The organism is Campylobacter sp. VBCF_04 NA7 (assembly GCF_027737405.1).
Lineage (GTDB): Bacteria > Campylobacterota > Campylobacteria > Campylobacterales > Campylobacteraceae > Campylobacter_B.
In genome coordinates this window covers 121,354-138,988 of sequence record NZ_JAOVTT010000001.1, presented here as the reverse complement: position 1 = coordinate 138,988, position 17,635 = coordinate 121,354, and the positions used below count along the sequence as shown (strand labels likewise).

The 17,635-nt window shown below is 40.3% G+C and carries 16 protein-coding genes; 12 read left to right on the top strand and 4 right to left on the bottom strand.

Features of this window, described 5'->3' with window-relative positions:
* The first annotated feature begins 45 nt into the window (after positions 1 to 45).
* From OFO00_RS00600 to OFO00_RS00585, 4 genes are read left to right on the top strand one after another with little or no spacing between them, the layout of a single operon-like run.
* Positions 46 to 810 (top strand): ABC transporter ATP-binding protein, encoded by a 765-nt coding sequence (locus tag OFO00_RS00600; RefSeq protein ID WP_270864472.1) that lies wholly within the window; start codon positions 46 to 48, stop codon positions 808 to 810.
* The gene (locus OFO00_RS00595; RefSeq protein WP_270864471.1) at positions 810 to 1,730 is read left to right on the top strand and encodes an ABC transporter substrate-binding protein; all 921 of its coding nucleotides are present in this window, start codon (positions 810 to 812) and stop codon (positions 1,728 to 1,730) included. Before OFO00_RS00600 ends, OFO00_RS00595 begins: the two co-directional genes overlap by 1 nt.
* A complete protein-coding gene (locus OFO00_RS00590; protein ID WP_270864470.1) occupies positions 1,723 to 3,588 on the top strand; it encodes an iron ABC transporter permease in 1,866 nt (621 codons plus the stop codon). Before OFO00_RS00595 ends, OFO00_RS00590 begins: the two co-directional genes overlap by 8 nt.
* A gap of 24 nt (positions 3,589 to 3,612) precedes the next feature.
* Positions 3,613 to 5,682 carry a TonB-dependent siderophore receptor gene (locus tag OFO00_RS00585; RefSeq protein WP_270864469.1) on the top strand — a complete coding sequence of 690 codons (2,070 nt, stop codon included), beginning with the start codon at positions 3,613 to 3,615 and terminating at the stop codon, positions 5,680 to 5,682.
* A gap of 169 nt (positions 5,683 to 5,851) precedes the next feature.
* On the opposite strand, the gene lptB is transcribed toward OFO00_RS00585, so the two are convergent.
* The 3 genes from lptB to OFO00_RS00570 are packed head-to-tail and all read right to left on the bottom strand — an operon-like array spanning position 5,852 to position 7,224.
* Positions 5,852 to 6,592 (bottom strand): LPS export ABC transporter ATP-binding protein, encoded by a 741-nt coding sequence (gene lptB / locus OFO00_RS00580; RefSeq protein ID WP_270864468.1) that lies wholly within the window; start codon positions 6,590 to 6,592, stop codon positions 5,852 to 5,854.
* On the bottom strand, positions 6,585 to 6,995 hold the full coding sequence (tsaE, locus tag OFO00_RS00575) for a tRNA (adenosine(37)-N6)-threonylcarbamoyltransferase complex ATPase subunit type 1 TsaE (RefSeq protein WP_270864467.1): 411 nt from the start codon (positions 6,993 to 6,995) through the stop codon (positions 6,585 to 6,587). Before tsaE ends, lptB begins: the two co-directional genes overlap by 8 nt.
* Positions 6,979 to 7,224, bottom strand: coding sequence for an RNA-binding S4 domain-containing protein (locus OFO00_RS00570; protein WP_270862526.1), 246 nt, complete (start codon positions 7,222 to 7,224; stop codon positions 6,979 to 6,981). Before OFO00_RS00570 ends, tsaE begins: the two co-directional genes overlap by 17 nt.
* Before the next feature lie 339 nt (positions 7,225 to 7,563).
* Here OFO00_RS00570 and OFO00_RS00565 point away from each other — a divergent pair, with 339 nt between their 5' ends.
* The gene (locus OFO00_RS00565; RefSeq protein ID WP_270864466.1) at positions 7,564 to 9,729 is read left to right on the top strand and encodes a TonB-dependent receptor domain-containing protein; all 2,166 of its coding nucleotides are present in this window, start codon (positions 7,564 to 7,566) and stop codon (positions 9,727 to 9,729) included.
* A gap of 61 nt (positions 9,730 to 9,790) precedes the next feature.
* Here the strand turns inward: OFO00_RS00565 and OFO00_RS00560 are convergent, their stop codons facing one another.
* The gene (locus tag OFO00_RS00560; protein WP_270864465.1) at positions 9,791 to 10,768 is read right to left on the bottom strand and encodes a putative transporter; all 978 of its coding nucleotides are present in this window, start codon (positions 10,766 to 10,768) and stop codon (positions 9,791 to 9,793) included.
* Positions 10,769 to 10,940: 172 nt separating this feature from the next.
* Here OFO00_RS00560 and OFO00_RS00555 point away from each other — a divergent pair, with 172 nt between their 5' ends.
* The 7 genes from OFO00_RS00555 to pilO all read left to right on the top strand — a co-directional run bounded on the left by OFO00_RS00555 (position 10,941) and on the right by pilO (position 17,610).
* Positions 10,941 to 12,158 carry an argininosuccinate synthase gene (locus OFO00_RS00555; protein ID WP_270864464.1) on the top strand — a complete coding sequence of 406 codons (1,218 nt, stop codon included), beginning with the start codon at positions 10,941 to 10,943 and terminating at the stop codon, positions 12,156 to 12,158.
* Positions 12,159 to 12,176: 18 nt separating this feature from the next.
* Positions 12,177 to 12,620, top strand: coding sequence for a 50S ribosomal protein L9 (gene rplI / locus OFO00_RS00550; RefSeq protein WP_270864463.1), 444 nt, complete (start codon positions 12,177 to 12,179; stop codon positions 12,618 to 12,620).
* On the top strand, positions 12,620 to 13,165 hold the full coding sequence (gene hslV, locus OFO00_RS00545) for an ATP-dependent protease subunit HslV (RefSeq protein WP_270858759.1): 546 nt from the start codon (positions 12,620 to 12,622) through the stop codon (positions 13,163 to 13,165). Before rplI ends, hslV begins: the two co-directional genes overlap by 1 nt.
* Positions 13,166 to 14,482 (top strand): HslU--HslV peptidase ATPase subunit, encoded by a 1,317-nt coding sequence (hslU, locus tag OFO00_RS00540; protein ID WP_270864462.1) that lies wholly within the window; start codon positions 13,166 to 13,168, stop codon positions 14,480 to 14,482.
* An 18-nt stretch (positions 14,483 to 14,500) separates the two neighbouring features.
* A complete protein-coding gene (gene era, locus OFO00_RS00535) occupies positions 14,501 to 15,370 on the top strand; it encodes a GTPase Era (protein ID WP_270858761.1) in 870 nt (289 codons plus the stop codon).
* 63 nt (positions 15,371 to 15,433) lie between these two features.
* Positions 15,434 to 16,954 carry a hypothetical protein gene (locus tag OFO00_RS00530; RefSeq protein ID WP_270864461.1) on the top strand — a complete coding sequence of 507 codons (1,521 nt, stop codon included), beginning with the start codon at positions 15,434 to 15,436 and terminating at the stop codon, positions 16,952 to 16,954.
* Entirely contained in the window at positions 16,954 to 17,610 is a 657-nt protein-coding gene (gene pilO, locus OFO00_RS00525; RefSeq protein WP_270864460.1) for a type 4a pilus biogenesis protein PilO, read from the top strand. The genes OFO00_RS00530 and pilO overlap by 1 nt, the downstream gene beginning before the upstream one ends.
* Positions 17,611 to 17,635: the final 25 nt, after the last annotated feature.

The following is a 17,635-nucleotide window of genomic DNA, read 5'->3' as shown; positions in this document are numbered from 1 at the left end:
TTTTGATAATATCTATCTTTTATTTTAATAATGGATATTATCATCGTGTTAAAAACTAGTAATCTAAATTACCAAATACAAAATAAAAAAATTTTAAATAATATAAATTTAGAGTTTGCAAAGGGCGAATTTTACGCTCTCGTGGGGCACAATGGCTCTGGCAAATCTACGCTTATCAAACTTTTAGCCGCACAAATCAAAAATCAAAGTGGCGAAATTTCGCTAAATGGCAAAAAAATCGAAGATTACGCAAAAAAAGAATTTGCCAAAAGTGTTGCTTATTTGCCCCAAATTTTACCAGACGCTTCTCATTTGACGGGCTTGGAGCTAGTTATGGCGGGCAGATATGCGCACGGGGGCAGGTATTTTACAGACAAAGAAAACGACGCTAAAATCGCTACCGAGTGCCTAGAAATCACAAATACGCTCAAATTCAAAGACCAGATCGTCTCCACACTAAGTGGCGGCGAGAAATCGCGCATTTTCTTAGCCATGCTACTCGCGCAAGAAAGCGATTTTTTGCTACTTGACGAGCCATTAGCGCCCCTAGATATCGCGCACCAGCTAAGCGTCATGGCGCTAATCAAAAAAATGGCAAAAGAGCTTGGTAAATGCGTCATCATCGTGATTCACGACATAAATTTAGCCTGTTCGCACTGCGATAAAATCATCGCGCTAAAAGGTGGCGAGCTGATACTAAACTGCCCATCTAGCGAGGCTATGAGTGCAGAAAAAATCAAAGAAATTTATGGCGTAAATGCCCATATAATCGCGCACCCAAAGACAAATTTATTAACGGCGATGTTTTAATGAGAGCGATTATTTTTTTGCTGATTTTTTGTGGCGCAGTATTTGGCGATACTAAACCGCGTATAATCACGCTAGATTGGGGCGTAGCGGAGATTTTGGAGTTTTTAGAAGTTGATCCAATCGCAATGGCCGAAAAGCAGAGTTTTATGCTCTGGGGTGGTGGGCTAGGTAGTGGCGCAAATACCCTAGACTTGGGGCTTAGAAACCAGCCGAGTTTGGAGATGATAATAGCTTTGAAGCCTGATTTTGTGCTTTTGCCATCGTTTTTTGCGGGGCACGAAAAAACCATTTCAAAATACGCCAAAACCCGTATTATCGATGTTTATAAAGACGGAAATTTGGAAGACAACCTAAATTTGGCTGTTTTGGAAGTGGCGAAAATTTTGGATTGCGAAGAGAGAGCGAAAATTTTACTTGCCAAAAATAACGAATTTTTCGAAAAAAAGAAAAAAGAGCTAGAAAATTTCGCCACACCTGTTTTAGTCGTGCAGTTTATCGATGTGGCTCACATTAGGATTTATGGCGCAAACAGCCTGTATGGCGTGGTTTTATCAAAGCTTGGAGTGCAAAATTTGGCTTCAAGTAATTTATCATATAATCTCTGGGGTATCGCGAGTGCCCATGTAAGCGCACTTTATGAGGTGGAACAGGGTGCAAAGCTCGTCATAATCGAGCCAAACAGGGTTGATATAAACTCGCAAATCGCCTCAAATGGGATTTATAAAAATTTGCAAATTTTGCAAAACCGCGCGCAAATAGAGGCTGTGTGGAGCGCTGGTGCGTGGCTAAGTATGCAAAAATTTGCAAATTTGCTGAGTGAAATTTTGAAAAATGAGACAAATTTGGCGAATTCCAAAATTTCGCAAAATTTAGAAATTTCGCCAAATTCTAAAATTTCGCAAAAGAGCGCAAATGAATAAAACTTTGTTCGTTTTAACGCTCATTTTTGCGATACTCTGCGCCATTTCACTTCTTGGCGCACACGCGAATTTGGGCGAAATTCGCACCCTTGTGGTGCTAAATTCCACCCTGCCACGCATTTTGACGGCTCTTCTTTGCGGTGCGTTGCTTTCGCTTTCATCGCTTTTGCTCTGCGCTATTACGCACAATCCATTAGCGAGTGATAGCACCAGTGGCGTAAGCGCGTCAAGCGCCTTTGGGGTGCTGTTTTTGGGGCTGTTCGCGCCTGCTCTTGGCACCACGCTAAGTGCGTTTGTGGGCGCGCTCATCGGACTTGGGCTTTTGTTTGCGCTCACAAATACGCGCGAGTTTAGCGCATTTAGCGCGACGCTGTGCGGTCTAATCATAGGGCTAGTCTTTGGCGCACTAAGCGCGCTACTTTTGATATTTTTCAAAGATGAAAGTTATTTTATCACGGTTTGGCTAAGTGGCGATTTAGCCCAAAACGGCTACGCAAACCTGCGCACAATGGCGATTTTATCGCTTCCAGCCTTGCTTTTAACTCTTGCTTTTGCGCGTTCGTTTTGGCTCTTTGGGCTTGGCGATAGCACGGCAAAATCGCTTGGGCTAAATGTCGTTTTGGTGCGAATTATAGGCTTTGTGCTGGGTGCGTATTTTACCGCTGTGGCGGTGGCGCATTGTGGGATTATCGCATTTGTGGGACTTGGGGCGAGTTATCTCGCAAATCAGCTGAAATTTAGCTCGTTTGTCAAAAAAGCCCTTTTTTGCGCCATTTTAGGGGCTTTGATTTTAGGCATTTGCGACAGCGGACTTATAATCTTGCAAAATTTAACCCAAATTTCGCTTCCTGCGGGTGCGATTTGCGCATTTTTGGGTGCGCCGATGTTTTTGTGGCTCATACACTGCGCCACAAAGGACGCAAACGCAGGAAACGGCGCCAAAAACGAAATTCACGAAAGGGCGAAGTATTTAAATTTGCCACTTCTTGGCGGAATTTTGGCTGTTTTCGTGGCGTTTTGTCTATTTTATGGCGAATTCTCGCGCGAAATTTTCGCTCTGCGCATAAACCGCGTTTTTACAGCCTTGCTTTGTGGCGGAATTTTGGCTGTTTGTGGCTATATTTTACAGAGTCTAACCCGCAACGACATGGCCTCGCCTGAGCTTCTTGGCATTAGTTCTGGCGTGAGCCTTGGCGTGCTTGTTTCGATGTTTTTCGCACCTGCGCTTGGCTTTGTTTTTGGCGTATTTGGGGCGTTGGTGGTTTTGGGCTTTATTTTGGCGATAAATGCGAGAAGTGGCATGAGTCCAATGCGCGTGATTTTAAGCGCGATTGCGGTGAGTGCCTTTGTGAGCGCGGTGGAGAAAATTTTGCTTTTTAGCGGGGATAGCAGGATTTATGATTTTATCTCATACAGCGCTGGAAGCACCTACGGTGCGAGTTTTTCGCAGGTTTTGCTTTTGGCGATGCTTTGCGCGATTAGCTTTGGCGTGGTGATGAGATTTCAAAGAGAAATTACGATTTTAAGCCTAGGCGATGTGTGCGCTAGTAGCGTGGGCGTGGATATTTTCAAATTTAAAACTATTTTGTTTGTATTTTGCGCCGTGTTGTCGGCTTTTAGCGCACTTTGCGTGGGGCCAGTGAGTTTTGTGGGGCTTATCGCGCCACATTTGGCGAAATTTTTGGGTTTTCGCAAAACGGGCGCTGGGCTCATGGCAAGTGCGCTAATCGGGGCTTTGATAATGAGCGTGGCGGATTTTTTGGGTAGGAATTTGATTTTTCCTTACGAAATACCTTGTGGCGTGGTCGCTACGATAATCGGAAGCCTTTATTTTTTATGGATTGCAAGAAAAATTTAATAAATTTTAATCAAAGGAGCATTTATGCGAAAAATTTTTGGTAGCGCGTTTGCGCTTAGTTTGTGTGCGGCGGCTGTTTTGGCGCAGGAAGTCTCTGAGACGGCAAACGAGGCGCAGGTTTTAGACGAAATCGCCGTGGTAGGCTCGGTAGGCAAGGGTAGTGGCAAGGTCGATTTCATGAGTGCTGGAAGCTCATCTGTAATCGAAAGCAAAAAAGCAATCGAAGAGCGTGGCGCGACACAGCTAGACGAGGCTGTAAAATATGAAGCAGGTTTTATCGGTCAGCCTTATGGCGCGGATTTGGATACTAGCGACTGGCTTAGACTTCGTGGATTTGAAGCGAGTGTGAGCTTGGACGGCGCTAGTGCGTATAAGGGCGGATATTTTGGTATCAGTCCTGATTTATACGGATATGAGAGTATCGAGGTGGTAAAGGGCGCAAACTCGCTACTTTATGGCTCATCATACGCTGGTGGCGTGATAAATCTAGTCTCTAAGCGTCCAACTCTCACCCCACAAGGCGAAATCGGCGCGAAATTTGGCTCAAATCACCTGCGTGGGGTGTTTTTCGATGTCAGCGACGGATTTAGCGAAAATGTGAAATTTCGCATTGTAAGCGATTATGAGAAAAAGCGTGGCGATATAAATTACACATGGAACGAGCATTTTTTCATCGCGCCTTCAATTTTGTTTTTGCTAGGCGATGATACACAACTCACACTTCTATCTAGCTTCACGCATGACGCAGGCACTGGAAGTAATGGGTTTTTCCCTTATGTAGGCACGATGATACCTGGCGCGCAGGGTAAAATTTCGCCAAGTGCAAATTTGGGCGCATTAAACGATAGCCTATCGCGCGATCAAATTTCGGTTGGATATGAGTTAGCGCATAGCTTTAACGACAAGCTAAAATTCGAATCAAGCTATAAATTTAACCGCGAAAACAAAGACCAAATCGGCGCAAGTGTCGAGTATAATATGATAAACGATACCGATATCGCGCAGGATTTGCTCTTTGTCGATGCGAGTGTGAATTCGCATATATTCGATAACCGCATAAGCTACGAAGACGAGTGGGGAAGTGTGAAAAATCGCCTAACTTTGGGCGTGGATTACAGAGATATCCGCGCTAGGGGGCAGTATTTTTACAACTACTTCGTAGGCACTATAAATGTCTATAATCCAGTGCGCACCCGCCTAACGGCAAATCCGGCGTTGTCGTTTTCAAACCCGAATTATGACTTGGATCAAAGTCAGCTTGGGTTTTATTTAAACGATAAAATTGAGCTGTTTGAAAAGCTAAATTTGACCCTTGGAGTGCGCCACGACAAGGCTAAGGCTACGCTAAATGGCGAGAAAAGCTATGATACAAGCGAAACGACATATCAGGCTGGAATTTTATACGCATTTGATAGTGGATTTATGCCGTATTTCAACTACTCTGAGTCTTTTATGCCACAATCCGGCCGCACGAGTTCGGGCGAGTTTTACAAGCCAACCACGGCTAGACAATACGAAGCGGGTGTGAAATATCTGCCAAGCTTCATAGACGGCGAATTTAGCCTAGCGTATTTTGACATAGAGCAGAGAAATGTCCCATACACCGACGGTTCTAGTTTTTCATCTCAGGCTGGAAAGCAGGTAGCCAAAGGCGTGGAGCTTGGCGCAAATGTGAATTTAAGCGAAAATTTAAACCTAATCGCCGCTTACACGCACTACAACGAAGCCAAAATCAATGTCGATGGCTTTGACTACATGACGCCAACGCCGCTAATCCCAAAAGATATGCTCTCTGGCTTTTTGGTTTATTCTATGGATTTAGGTGGCGGACATGGGCTCAAAATGGGCGCTGGCGTGCGCTATGTGGGCAAAAGCAAGAGCGAGAGTAGCGCATGGACATCGCCTCGCCATGACGCTGTGAGTGTGCCATCTCACACACTAATTGACGCTATGGCAGAGTATTCGTATAAGGACTTTTCGCTTCGTCTAAATGCGACAAATATCGCTGATAAGGAGTATGTCGCAGGGTGCAACTACTGGTGCTATTACGGCGAGGGCGCGAAGGTAACACTAACCGCGAAGTATAGTTGGTAAAATTTTACAGGGATTTTAACGCATAAAATTTCGTAAAATTTTAAGTATAATTTTGCGAAATTTTGAATTTTTGCCAAATTTCGTTAGGTTGAAATTTGGCAAATTTTATTAAAATTTTGGGGTTTAAATTTGGTGAAATTTGTCCAAAATTTGTTAAAGTTTATTCGATTTACTCTACGATTTCACTATCAAATTTAAAATTATCGCCTAAATAGTATTTTCGCACATTTTCGTCGTTTGCGACCTGTTTAGCTGTGCCGCTAGTGAGCAACTCGCCGTCTTTGATGACATAAGCTCTATCGCAAATCGCCAAAGTCTCACGGACATTGTGGTCGGTTATCAAAATCCCGATGTCAAGCTCTTTTAGGCTTCGCACGATGTTTTGTATGTCGCTAACTGCGATAGGATCGACACCCGCAAACGGCTCATCAAGCAGTAAAAATTTCGGCGTTATCATTAGACTTCGTGCGATTTCGCAACGCCTTCTTTCGCCACCGCTTAGGCTCACCCCTTTTCGCTCCCTTATCGGCTCGATATTTAGCAAATTTAGCATTTCATCGACTTTTTCTGCTGCGATTTTTTTGTCTTTGTAGGTAATTTCAGCGGCAAGCATTAAATTTTCTTCCACGCTCAAATCCTTAAAAACGCTACTTTCTTGGGGCAGGTATCCGATGCCAAGCTTGGCGCGTTTGTGAAGCGGGACATTGCTGATATCCTTAAAATCGAGCAAAATCTCGCCACTCGTGCTAGAAATCAGCCCGCAAATCATATAAAATGTCGTGGTTTTGCCTGCGCCATTTGGACCTAGCAAGCCCACGACTTCGCCGTTTTCGACCTCTAATGAAACGCCCTTGATTATCGGGGTGCCTTTGATAGTCTTTTTCAAATCTTTTACTTCTAATCTATGCATAAACTACCTCATATTCGCGTTTGTCGCCCATGACCTTGATATTTACCGCGCAACAATCCAGCTCATATTTTTCAATAAATTTTATCAAATTCTCGTCCGCCCACTCGATGATATGAAGCCCGTCTTCGAATAAATTTTCGATTAAGCCATTACTCATCATCGCCTTGCTACCGCCATTATACAAGTCATAGTGGTAAATTTGGCCGTAATTTTGCATGAGTGAAAATGTCGGCGAACTCACAGCGGCTGGATCTATGCCGTGCGATAGCGCGATAGCCTTCGTTAGCGTAGTTTTGCCACTTGCTAGCGTGCCATTTAGCAAAATCACTCCACTGCGTGGCAAAATTTCAGCGATTTGTGAAATTTCACTCTCTCTTAGCGTGAGTTTAAAGCTCTTTGACATATTTTTCTTGCTCACTTTTTGGCGTGTTTTTGGTGGCGGGAAAGCCCAGAACTTGATAGCTTTTATCTTTTTCTAAAAATTTAATGGTGATTATATCGCCGATTTTTAGGATTTTGCTAGCTTTTGCCACTGCGCCGTTGATATAGACTACGCCACTTTTGCACATATCCTCGCTTATGGCGCGCCTTTTTGTGATATTTACTGAATTTAAAAATTTATCTACTCTCATGGGCGGGATTGTAGCCAAATTCGCCTTAAAATTTGGAAATTTAGGCGAATTTAAAATTTTATAATTAATCAAAAATTTTACTACTATAAATTTGTTTTTATCAATTTTGTTAAAATGCATAAAATTCATAAATTTTAAAATTTTAAACGAAAATAAAACAATAAATTCTCGCAAAATTTTTTAATAAATTTTCCTTAAAATTTTATAAAAACTTCGATAAAAACGAAGTATAATCTCTATTACATTTTATTGATAAAAATTTTCAATATATTTTAAGTTGATAATGAATATAATTTTGCCACGATTTTTAAATACAAATTTAACGAAAGGAAATTCCACATGAAAAAGAGCTTTTATCTTTCTATCGTTGTGGCTAGTGTGCTTTTTGGTGTCGAAAACAACGCAACAAACCCCAAGCATAATGCGGTTGAATTCGATGAGATTATCGTTAGTGCGACCTTGACGGAGGTCGAAAATTTAAAATACGCAGGTTCGGTTGGCGTAGTTGGCGAAAAAGAGTTGAAACAAAAATCAAATGTTATCGATTCTATTATGGATATTCCAGGTGTAGATGGTGGTATGGAAATGGGGCGCGAAAGCGGTAGGCAGTTTCAAATCCGTGGATTTGGCTACCAAAGCGAAAATCGTGTTATCATTAAGCAAGATGGCGTTCCAAGAAGCCCAAGTTTGTATTCGAATATGGTTTCAAGTTTTAGAACCGATAGCGATATTTTAAAAAGAGTTGAGGTTACAAAGGGCGCTAGCTCGATTTTGCATGGTTCTGGTGCTATTGGCGGAATTGTAGAAATGAGCACAAAAGATGCTAGGGATTATCTAAGTGAGGGCAAAGAATTTGGTGCTATGCTTGGTGGCAGATTAGAGTCAAATAATATGAAAAGTGGCAGAGCTGCTGTATATGCTGCACCAAAAGATATTCCGGTGGATGTTTTGGTTTATGGCAAAAAAGCATCGTATGGAAATATGAAATTTGCTGATGGTGGTTCAAAATATGCAGATCCGAACGACCCTACCACAAAAAAATCGTTTGATGATGAGGAAATTAGGACTATATTTGCCAAAGTAGGGGCAAATTTAGGTGATAATCATAGATTGCAATTCAGCCTTTTTGACTACAAACTAGACGCTCTTACTACTTGGCAAACACTTTGGAATAATTATGATAGTTTAGATGTCAAGGGAAATTTAGAGCAAAGAGATTATGTTTTTAACTATTTTTACACTCCACAAAATCCATGGATTGATTTGGAATTGACAGCCTACAAAACAGAGTCTAAATACCATAGAATTTACGAAGAAACCGAGGGTTCTGGGGTTTGGAATAGTATGTATAATAATGATGAAGAGCGTTGGGGCTTAAATTTAAAAAATGTTTCGCGTTTCGAAACTGGTATTATAAATCACAATCTTGTGACTGGATTTGACTATCAAAACAGAGAAGAGGATGCTTTAATGGCGGTTGATGGCGTCTCTACTATGGATTTTTTCTCTCATCCAAATAAATGGCAAGATTTCGGAATTTATCTGCAAGACATTATGCAAATTGGAAATTTTGAGCTTACATTTGGCGGACGATATGATAAATTTAAACGCGAAGTAGGTGTAAATGACGCCGAATTTAGCGACGATAGATTTTCGCCAAGAGTTGCGCTAAGCTATACTTTTTTTGACAAATTTACTCTTCTTGCAGGATATAGTGAGAGTTTTAGAGCGCCAACTCCACATGAGACTTCGCAGGCTGGTTCGATAAATAGGATGTATTATTACATACCAAATCCTGATTTAAAATCAGAGGTTGCAAAAGAGTATGAAATTGGATTTAGCTTTGCAGATGATACTATTTTTAGCGATAATGATAAATTTAGCTTCAAAGGCGTTTATTTTAACGGAAAAATCGAAGATATGATTAATATTGCAAAAAGACCAGATTTAGGAACACCACCGATTAGTGGGCTTAATCCGGCAGGAACTGGATCTCAAGAATATGGACAGTATCAAAATGTCGAAGAGGCAAAAAGACATGGTTTTGAGCTTAGTGCAAACTATGAAATAAACGGATTTAAATTTGGCGCAGGTTACGAACACCTAAAAATTTATGATAGCAAAACAAAAGAGCCTATTACAAACGGCAGACACGCCGATAAACTTATGGCAAGTTTTGGTTACAAACCACTTTCGAATTTGAGTTTGGATTTAAAAATTAGCCATTGGTTTTCGCCTGAAATTTACGGAGATGGTATTTATAGTGTAAATTCAAGGACGGGTGAAGTTACGCATTATGTCGATAAGGACTTTACGATTGCTGATTTTAAGGGCGAATACAAAATAGAAAAAAGCGAAGTTTTGCCTTTTTTAGATGGCGCGACAGTTGGTTTTGGTGTAAATAATATCTTTGATAAACCATACATTAACGCAAATAGAACCAGAGAAACTACTGCGGTAGGTCGTGGGCGAAATTTCTGGGTAGATTTAGAAGTTAAATTTTAAAATTTTCATTGAACTCCTTTTTGCGAATTTGGGTAAATTTCACCCAAATTCGCTATTTTTTTTACTCTAAATTTGGCTTATACCCGATATTTTCCTCAAATTCTTTAAGCCTCATGTGGATTGATCTTAGCTCTGTGATTGTCGTCCAGTTATTCGTAAATACGCTAAAACTCACGCGCACTTTATTAAACGCGTTTGCCGTTTGGATCAGCACGCCAAGCGTGATTGCCTTGGTAAAAAGCCCTGGACCCATGATGAGGTAAGGCACCATGACTAGGATTTGTGAGTATGTATTTAGCCACGCATCGAAATACAAATAGTGCAAAAACAGCTTGTGGTAGTTAAATTTAAGCTTGTCAAAAAGCGAAATAATCTTTGTCTCGCTGCCGTAGTTTTGCTTATCTTCTTCGGCGAATACTAGCTCTTTTCGAAAGGCTGCTTCGACCTTTTGGTTGTTGTATTCTAGGCGTGGCAAATACCTGCCCACAAACCACGAAACCCCAAGCCCTCCGATACTAACGATTAGCGCAATCCAAACAAGCCCGCCTGGGATATTTTCGAGTATTGGTACTTTGACCCCTGAGCTTAAATTCCACAAAATCGGTATGAAGGCAAAGAGCGTCATAAAGGCATAGACGATACGCATGCCGACATCTTCGAGCGTTTTGGTGAAACGATAAATATCCTCTTGGATACGCTGTGAGCTACCCTCGATATCGCGCTCTACCTTGCGCCAAAAGCCGATATATGCAAATGTCATCGCCTCACGCCATTTTAGCACCCATACACGCGTGATATATCGCTCAGCAACCACCGATAGCACGAACCAAACAGCAATCCAGATAAAAAGCAAAATTTGCTGGTAAAATTCATCGATTGTGTGCTTGTCTATCTCGCCACCCATATCGTAAAATGTCCGATACCACTCGTTAAATTTTACATTTAAAATGGTTTGAAACAAATTTATACCTAGTATGCAAAACATACCGCCCCACGCCAAAATTCGCCATTTTTTGCTTTTGAAAAATGATGAAAACATTATCTACCTTTATTGAAAGTTTATTTCAAAATCAATTTTAGCAAATTTGATATTAATTTTTATTTTAACGCCTTAAAATTTTGCAAATTTCCCAAATTTCGCAAATTTCAGAACTTTTAAACCAAAATTTAGCTAAAATCCTTGCCGTTATTTTCAAATCAAAGGAGTGGTTATGCAAAAAAGCGTAAAAAAGGTAGTTCTGGCGTATTCTGGCGGACTTGATACGAGTATTATTTTAAAATGGCTTGGCGATAATTATGGCTGCGAAGTGGTAACTTTCACCGCTGATATCGGTCAAAACGAAGACCTAGCCCCAATCAAAGACAAGGCCCTAAAACTAGGCATTAAACCAGAAAATATTTTTATTGAAGATTTGAGAGAAGAGTTTGTAAAAGAGTATGTTTTCCCTATGTTTCGCGCAAATGCAGTCTATGAGGGCGAGTATTTGCTAGGCACAAGTATCGCTAGACCGCTAATTGCGAAAAAAATGGTTGAAATCGCGCAAAAAACAGGTGCAGACGCTGTTAGCCACGGCGCTACTGGCAAAGGAAACGATCAAGTTCGCTTCGAGCTTGGTGCATACGCATTGCAACCTGATATCAAAGTCATCGCTCCATGGCGCGAGTGGGATTTAAACAGCCGCGAAAAGCTTTTAGCTTACGCGCAAAAGCATGGTATTGATATCACCAAAAAACCAGGCAAATCACCATATTCAATGGACGCAAATTTACTTCATATCTCTTATGAGGGCTTGGTGCTAGAAGATCCAAACCACGCACCAGAAGATGATATGTGGAGATGGAGCAATGATCCTAAAAACGCCCCAGATGAGAGCGAAATCATCGAAATCGAGTATGCTAACGGCAATCCAATCGCGCTAAATGGCAAAAAACTAAAAGCGCATGAAATTTTACACGAATTAAACAATCTCGGCGCTAAACACGGTATCGGCAGACTTGATCTAGTCGAAAATCGCTATGTCGGTATGAAAAGTAGAGGTTGCTACGAAACCCCAGGTGGCACAATCCTTCTCAAAGCCCACCGCGCGATAGAGAGCCTCACGCTAGATCGTGGCGCAGCGCACCTAAAAGACGAGCTTATGCCAAAATACGCTGAGCTAATCTACAACGGCTTTTGGTTTAGCCCAGAGCGAATCATGCTTCAAAGCCTAATTGATAAATCACAAGAGTGCGTAAATGGTGTAGTTCGCATAGAGCTATACAAAGGAAATGTGATTGTAAGAGGCAGAGAGAGCAAAGATAGCTTGTTTAATGTTGAATTTAGCACATTTGAAGAAGACGCTGTATTTAACCAAAAAGACGCAGACGGCTTTATCAAGCTAAATGCGCTTAGATTTATTATCGCAGGAAAAAGCGGTCGAAAATTTTAAAATTTAAAAGGAAATTTAATGAAAGTTTTACTTATAAAAGATGTCAAAGGGCTAGGAAAAGCCGGTGAAATCAAAGAAGTAAAAGACGGATATGGAAATAATTTTTTGATAGGAAAGGGCTTTGCGCTAGCTGCGACTAACGAGGTTTTGCGTAAATACGAGGCTGGCAAACGCAAAGAAGCAGAGCTAGAAAAAGAGGAAATCGACAAAACTACCGAGCTTAAAGAGGCGTTAAAAAATGTCCGATTAAAAATCGCAAAACAAGCAGGTGCAAATGGCGCACTTTTTGGCTCAGTTACAAAAGAAGAGATCGCAACTGCGCTAAAAGAGCAAAAGAATTTCGATATAGATAAAAAGGTCTTGGAAGTAGAAAATATAAAAAGTGTCGGAATTTACGATGTTTCGGCGAAATTTAAACACGGTATTGTGGCGAAATTTGAAATAGAAGTGGTAGCAGAGTAATGTTTGAAGCAACTACGATTTTAGCTTACAAAGGCAAAAGTGGCTCGGTTATCGGCGGAGACGGACAAGTTACATTTGGTAATACTGTCCTCAAAGGCAATGCGACTAAAATTCGCAAAATAGGCAAAGACGGAAGCGTGCTAGCTGGATTTGCAGGAAGCACAGCTGATGCGTTTAATCTCTTTGATATGTTTGAAAAATGCCTTGATAACGCAAAGGGCGAACTTTTGAAAGCTGTGGTGGAATTTAGCAAAGAGTGGCGCAAGGATAAATATTTGCGCAAACTCGAAGCCATGATGCTTGTAGTGGATAGAAAAAATATATTTTTGCTAAGTGGCACGGGCGATGTCGTCGAGCCAGACGACGGTCGCCTAGCGGCCATTGGAAGTGGCGGAAACTACGCACTAAGCGCAGCTAGGGCATTGGATAGGTTTGGAATTTTAAGCGAAGAGGATTTGGTAAAAGAGAGCCTAAAAATAGCTGGTGAAATTTGCATTTACACAAACGAAAACATTAAAACTTACGCAATCTGGGACGATAAATAGATGATGACACCAAAGGAAATTGTTAAAAATTTAGATGATTATGTAATCGGACAAAAGGACGCCAAGCGCACGATAGCGGTCGCACTTCGCAATCGCTATCGCCGTATGAGATTAAGCGATGATATGAGAGGCGAAGTTACCCCGAAAAATATCCTTATGATAGGCTCTACCGGCGTGGGAAAAACAGAAATCGCGCGAAGATTATCAAAAATGTTTGGTTTGCCATTTATCAAAGTGGAGGCTAGTAAATACACAGAAGTGGGCTTTGTGGGGCGAGATGTGGAGTCTATGGTGCGAGATTTAGCAGCTGCGGCTGTAAATTTAGTCAGAAATGAAGAATTTGAAAAAAACAAAGACAAAATCGACGAGTATATCGAGCAAAAAATTTTAGAAAAGCTTATGCCGCCATTGCCTCGCGGGGCTAGTGAAGAGAAAAACGCAGAGTATGCCAAAAGCTACGAAAAAATGCGTGAAAAACTGCTTAGCGGGAGTTTGGACGAGAAATTAATCGAAATCGAAATCAGCGAAAATACGCTAGAATCAAATTCAAATTTACCGCCAGAAATGGCAAATATGCAAGAAAATTTCATTAAAGTCATCGGCATAGCGACGAAAAAAACAAAAAAAGAGCTCAAAATCAAAGACGCCAAAGTCGCCCTTAAAAACGAAGCTAGCGAGAAAATTTTGGATATGGAAAGCGTCAAGGCAGAGGCGATGAGACGGGCTAGGGAAGAGGGCATTATCTTTATCGATGAGATTGATAAGGTAGCCGTTAGCTCTAACGGCTCGCGCCAAGATCCGAGCAAAGAGGGCGTTCAGCGCGATTTGCTTCCGATTGTGGAAGGTTCGAGCGTGAGCACGAAATTTGGCAATTTAGACACCGATCACATTTTATTTATCGCTGCCGGGGCGTTTCACATAAGCAAACCAAGCGATTTGATCCCAGAGCTTCAAGGCAGATTTCCGCTTCGCGTGGAGCTTGAAAGCTTAGATGAAAACGCGCTTTACGAAATTTTAACCAAGCCAAAAAATTCGCTCTTGAAGCAATACTGCGCGCTTTTAGCAACCGAGGGCGTGGAGTTAGAATTTAGCGAAAGTGGCATAAAAGCACTCGCCAAATACGCCGCTCAGGCAAACGCTCAGGTCGAAGACATCGGCGCTAGACGGCTTCATACCATAATGGAAAAGGTGCTAGAAGATATCAGCTTCGAAGCCGATGAGCATAGTGGCGAAAAGGTCGTGATTGATGAAAATTTAGTCAGCGAAAAGTTAGGTGTAATCGTTAATAACGACGATTTGGCAAAATATATTCTTTAAATTTTGCGGGAAATTTCAATGAAAAGCGGATTTGTTACACTTATCGGACGCACGAACGCTGGGAAAAGCTCGTTTTTAAACTATCTTTTGGGTGAGCAAATTTCGCTTGTCTCGCACAAAATCAACGCCACACGCCGTAAAATCAACGGCATAGTTATGCATGGAGATGATCAAATTATCTTTGTCGATACCCCAGGACTTCATGAGAGCGAGAAACTGATGAATAAGCTTATGGTCGAAGTGGCGCTCAAAGCCATTGGGGACGGCGATTTGACGCTGTTTTTAGCGCCTGTGCATGATAGCGTGGAGAACTACGCGAAATTTGTCGAGCTAAATCCCACTGCCAAACATATCGTGATTTTGACTAAAATCGATGAAGTAAATGATGAAAAAATCGTTAAAAAACTGCTCGAATATCAAAAATTTCAAGATAAATTTGAAGCCATAATTCCAGTTAGTATCAAAAAAAATATTTACAAACGCCAAATTTTAGATGAAATTTGCAAATTTTTGCCCGAGCATGAGTATTTTTACGATCCTGAAATTTTAAGCACTACAAATGAAAAAGACATTTACCGCGAATTTATCTTGCAATCTATTTTCGAAAATACCAATAGCGAGGTGCCGTATTCGAGCGATGTTTTAATCGAAAAAGTGATAGAAAAGCCAAATTTAATCTCAATTTATGCCCAGATTATTACCGACACAAACTCTCATAAAGAAATTTTAATTGGCAAAAATGGTGAAACAATTAAGAGAATAGGAATTAGAGGAAAAAAAATAATTTCCGCCTTTAAAAACATTAAAATTTACTTAAAGTTAATAGTTTTGGTAAAAAAAGGGTGGAAAAATGATGAAAATGGCGTAAAAAGGCACTTTATCTATTGACATTTCATTTTATTTTTATTATTATTCGTAGATATTTAATTTCATTTAAAGAAGTGGAGTGTTATGGCAAGAAATAGTAAAAATGCTACTTCGGTTGTTGCAATCAACAAAGTCACGCAAACCATATTCGGTCTAAGTGAAAATGAAGTTTTTGAACACGATTTTTCTAAATCAAATCGTGCGAAAGAGACTTACATTTCTTATGTACCTTATAAGGATGTAATGACAACAACAGTCGAAATAAGCAAGACTGTCGCGGATGACGATTTGTTAGACACTATCGTCGTTAAGGTTTATGAGGAGCTAGGTCTTGACACTGCTCTGGATTATAAAATTACATATAGCGAAGTTATCGGTGCTAACAGCGATGATAGAGTATTTAATGTATTCGTCGTCGATAACACAAAATTAACTGCTGAATTTGATGCTATCGCAGCTCGCACAAATTACATCGATTATGTCGCTATGGCACCGTTTCTTTACGAAAATCTCTATGCTCGTGGAATTTTGACAAGAGACGGAATTGATTGTTTTGTTTATCTGCAAAGAGATGACGCGTTTTTGGTCGTCTATCAAAACGGTGAATATTTTCAATCAAGACAGCTTAGATACAATCTCAAATTCTTGCACGACAAATTTTCTGAATTGGTCGGAAATAGAATGGAAGAGGCTGAATTCTTTAAATTACTTGCAACACAAGGTATAAATTTAGAAAATCCAGCTGAGAGAGATTATATGATTCAAATTTTCGATGATATGTTCTACTATATCAACGATGTTTTGAACGGTATATCTAAGGTCTATAATATAAATATTCAAAGTATTTATATCGGCACAGATATCGGCAAAATCCCTGCTATCGAGGTTTTTGTAGAAAACAATCTAAAAATCGACTACAAAGATTTCAATTTTAGCGTAGCGATTAATGCGAAAGATTATCCGCTTACTCAACTAGATACTTTGATGTTTTTAGCCGGACAGCAATACTTGGCTGAGCCAGATGATGATCACAACTACTCACCATTTATGCGCCCACCACCATTAAATCAAAGATATAGCGGTAAATTGATTGGCTATATTTTAGGTGGTTTGTTGCTTGGTGCTGCTTACCCTGCATATCAATTCGGCTATGGTTATTACAACAATATGATAGCTGATGAGAAAACAGTAGAGTATGAGGGGCTAGAATCAGAGCTTGTCCCTGCAAGAGCGCAAGTCAAAGAAGCCAGAGATAAAACTGCCAAAGTCAAAGAGGAATTTGGCGTAAGAAATAAAGAACTAGGCGATCGCAGTAGTTTGATTAACGAAATTTTTAGTAAGAAAAATGAGTATGCTATGAAGGGTATGTCTGTATTTGATCTTACTAATATGATTGTTAAAAATAGAGGAAAATTGGTAAGAATAGGCAACGATGATAGAAATATCACCGTAGAAGTTCATACTAAAAATGACAAGCAAATGACAGAGTTGCTAGAAGATATAAGCCAAAAAGCAAAATATGGCGTATATACTGAAACAATCGTCTTGCAAGGCAAAGATGATAGTGTCGTTTATGATAGTAATATAAGTGTGGAGGTGCGCTAATGAGAAAAAAAGGTTCATTAGATCAAATTGATGAATGGTTTGCAGCCAAAGGAAATAGCGCCAACACATATTTATATATGGGCTTGGCTTTGGCAGCGGTTATTGCTTACTTTGCGTTGAGCACATACTCTGTGCCATATTTAGAAGAGAGTGAAAGCAATTTAGCTAGCGCGACTGATAAATTGGAAAAATCACAAAGAGAGTATGATACTGACTTTAACGGTAATCCTACTGGCAAAGTTGCACAAGAAAGAGCTGTTTTAAAACGCGAAGAGACAAATTTGGAAAATGCTGTTAATAAAATCAACTATTTAGATGTAAAATTGACAGAGATTTCAAAGCTAACATACAATGAGAAAAACTGGGCTACCTTTATGGATAGTTTAACAACACTGGCCGAGAATAATAATATCAAAATTCATAGCATTACTAGCTCTAAAAAAGAGCCTAGTGCTAAAAATGTATTCAAGCCAGAAGCATTGTTGAATATCGATGTTAAATTTGAAGGTGCTTTTCAAAATGTTGTTAGATATGTAAATTTAATCGAACAATCAGAAATGATTGTAGATGTTAATAAGATGGATATCAATGGCACCGAGGAAGGTAAAATTGGTGGCACGGTTGGTATGTCTATCTGGGGAGTGAATTACAAATGAAAAAGATAATTTTATGTTCGTTTGT

Excerpts from the sequence above, each read along its gene's own strand:
- OFO00_RS00595 (WP_270864471.1), top strand. The coding sequence starts at position 810 with ATGAGAGCGATTATTTTTTTGCTGATTTTTTGTGGCGCAGTATTTGGC.
- OFO00_RS00590 (WP_270864470.1), top strand. The coding sequence starts at position 1,723 with ATGAATAAAACTTTGTTCGTTTTAACGCTCATTTTTGCGATACTCTGC.
- OFO00_RS00585 (WP_270864469.1), top strand. The coding sequence starts at position 3,613 with ATGCGAAAAATTTTTGGTAGCGCGTTTGCGCTTAGTTTGTGTGCGGCG.
- lptB (WP_270864468.1), bottom strand. The coding sequence starts at position 6,592 with ATGCATAGATTAGAAGTAAAAGATTTGAAAAAGACTATCAAAGGCACC.
- tsaE (WP_270864467.1), bottom strand. The coding sequence starts at position 6,995 with ATGTCAAAGAGCTTTAAACTCACGCTAAGAGAGAGTGAAATTTCACAA.
- OFO00_RS00570 (WP_270862526.1), bottom strand. The coding sequence starts at position 7,224 with ATGAGAGTAGATAAATTTTTAAATTCAGTAAATATCACAAAAAGGCGC.
- OFO00_RS00565 (WP_270864466.1), top strand. The coding sequence starts at position 7,564 with ATGAAAAAGAGCTTTTATCTTTCTATCGTTGTGGCTAGTGTGCTTTTT.
- OFO00_RS00560 (WP_270864465.1), bottom strand. The coding sequence starts at position 10,768 with ATGTTTTCATCATTTTTCAAAAGCAAAAAATGGCGAATTTTGGCGTGG.
- OFO00_RS00555 (WP_270864464.1), top strand. The coding sequence starts at position 10,941 with ATGCAAAAAAGCGTAAAAAAGGTAGTTCTGGCGTATTCTGGCGGACTT.
- rplI (WP_270864463.1), top strand. The coding sequence starts at position 12,177 with ATGAAAGTTTTACTTATAAAAGATGTCAAAGGGCTAGGAAAAGCCGGT.
- hslV (WP_270858759.1), top strand. The coding sequence starts at position 12,620 with ATGTTTGAAGCAACTACGATTTTAGCTTACAAAGGCAAAAGTGGCTCG.
- hslU (WP_270864462.1), top strand. The coding sequence starts at position 13,166 with ATGATGACACCAAAGGAAATTGTTAAAAATTTAGATGATTATGTAATC.
- era (WP_270858761.1), top strand. The coding sequence starts at position 14,501 with ATGAAAAGCGGATTTGTTACACTTATCGGACGCACGAACGCTGGGAAA.
- OFO00_RS00530 (WP_270864461.1), top strand. The coding sequence starts at position 15,434 with ATGGCAAGAAATAGTAAAAATGCTACTTCGGTTGTTGCAATCAACAAA.
- pilO (WP_270864460.1), top strand. The coding sequence starts at position 16,954 with ATGAGAAAAAAAGGTTCATTAGATCAAATTGATGAATGGTTTGCAGCC.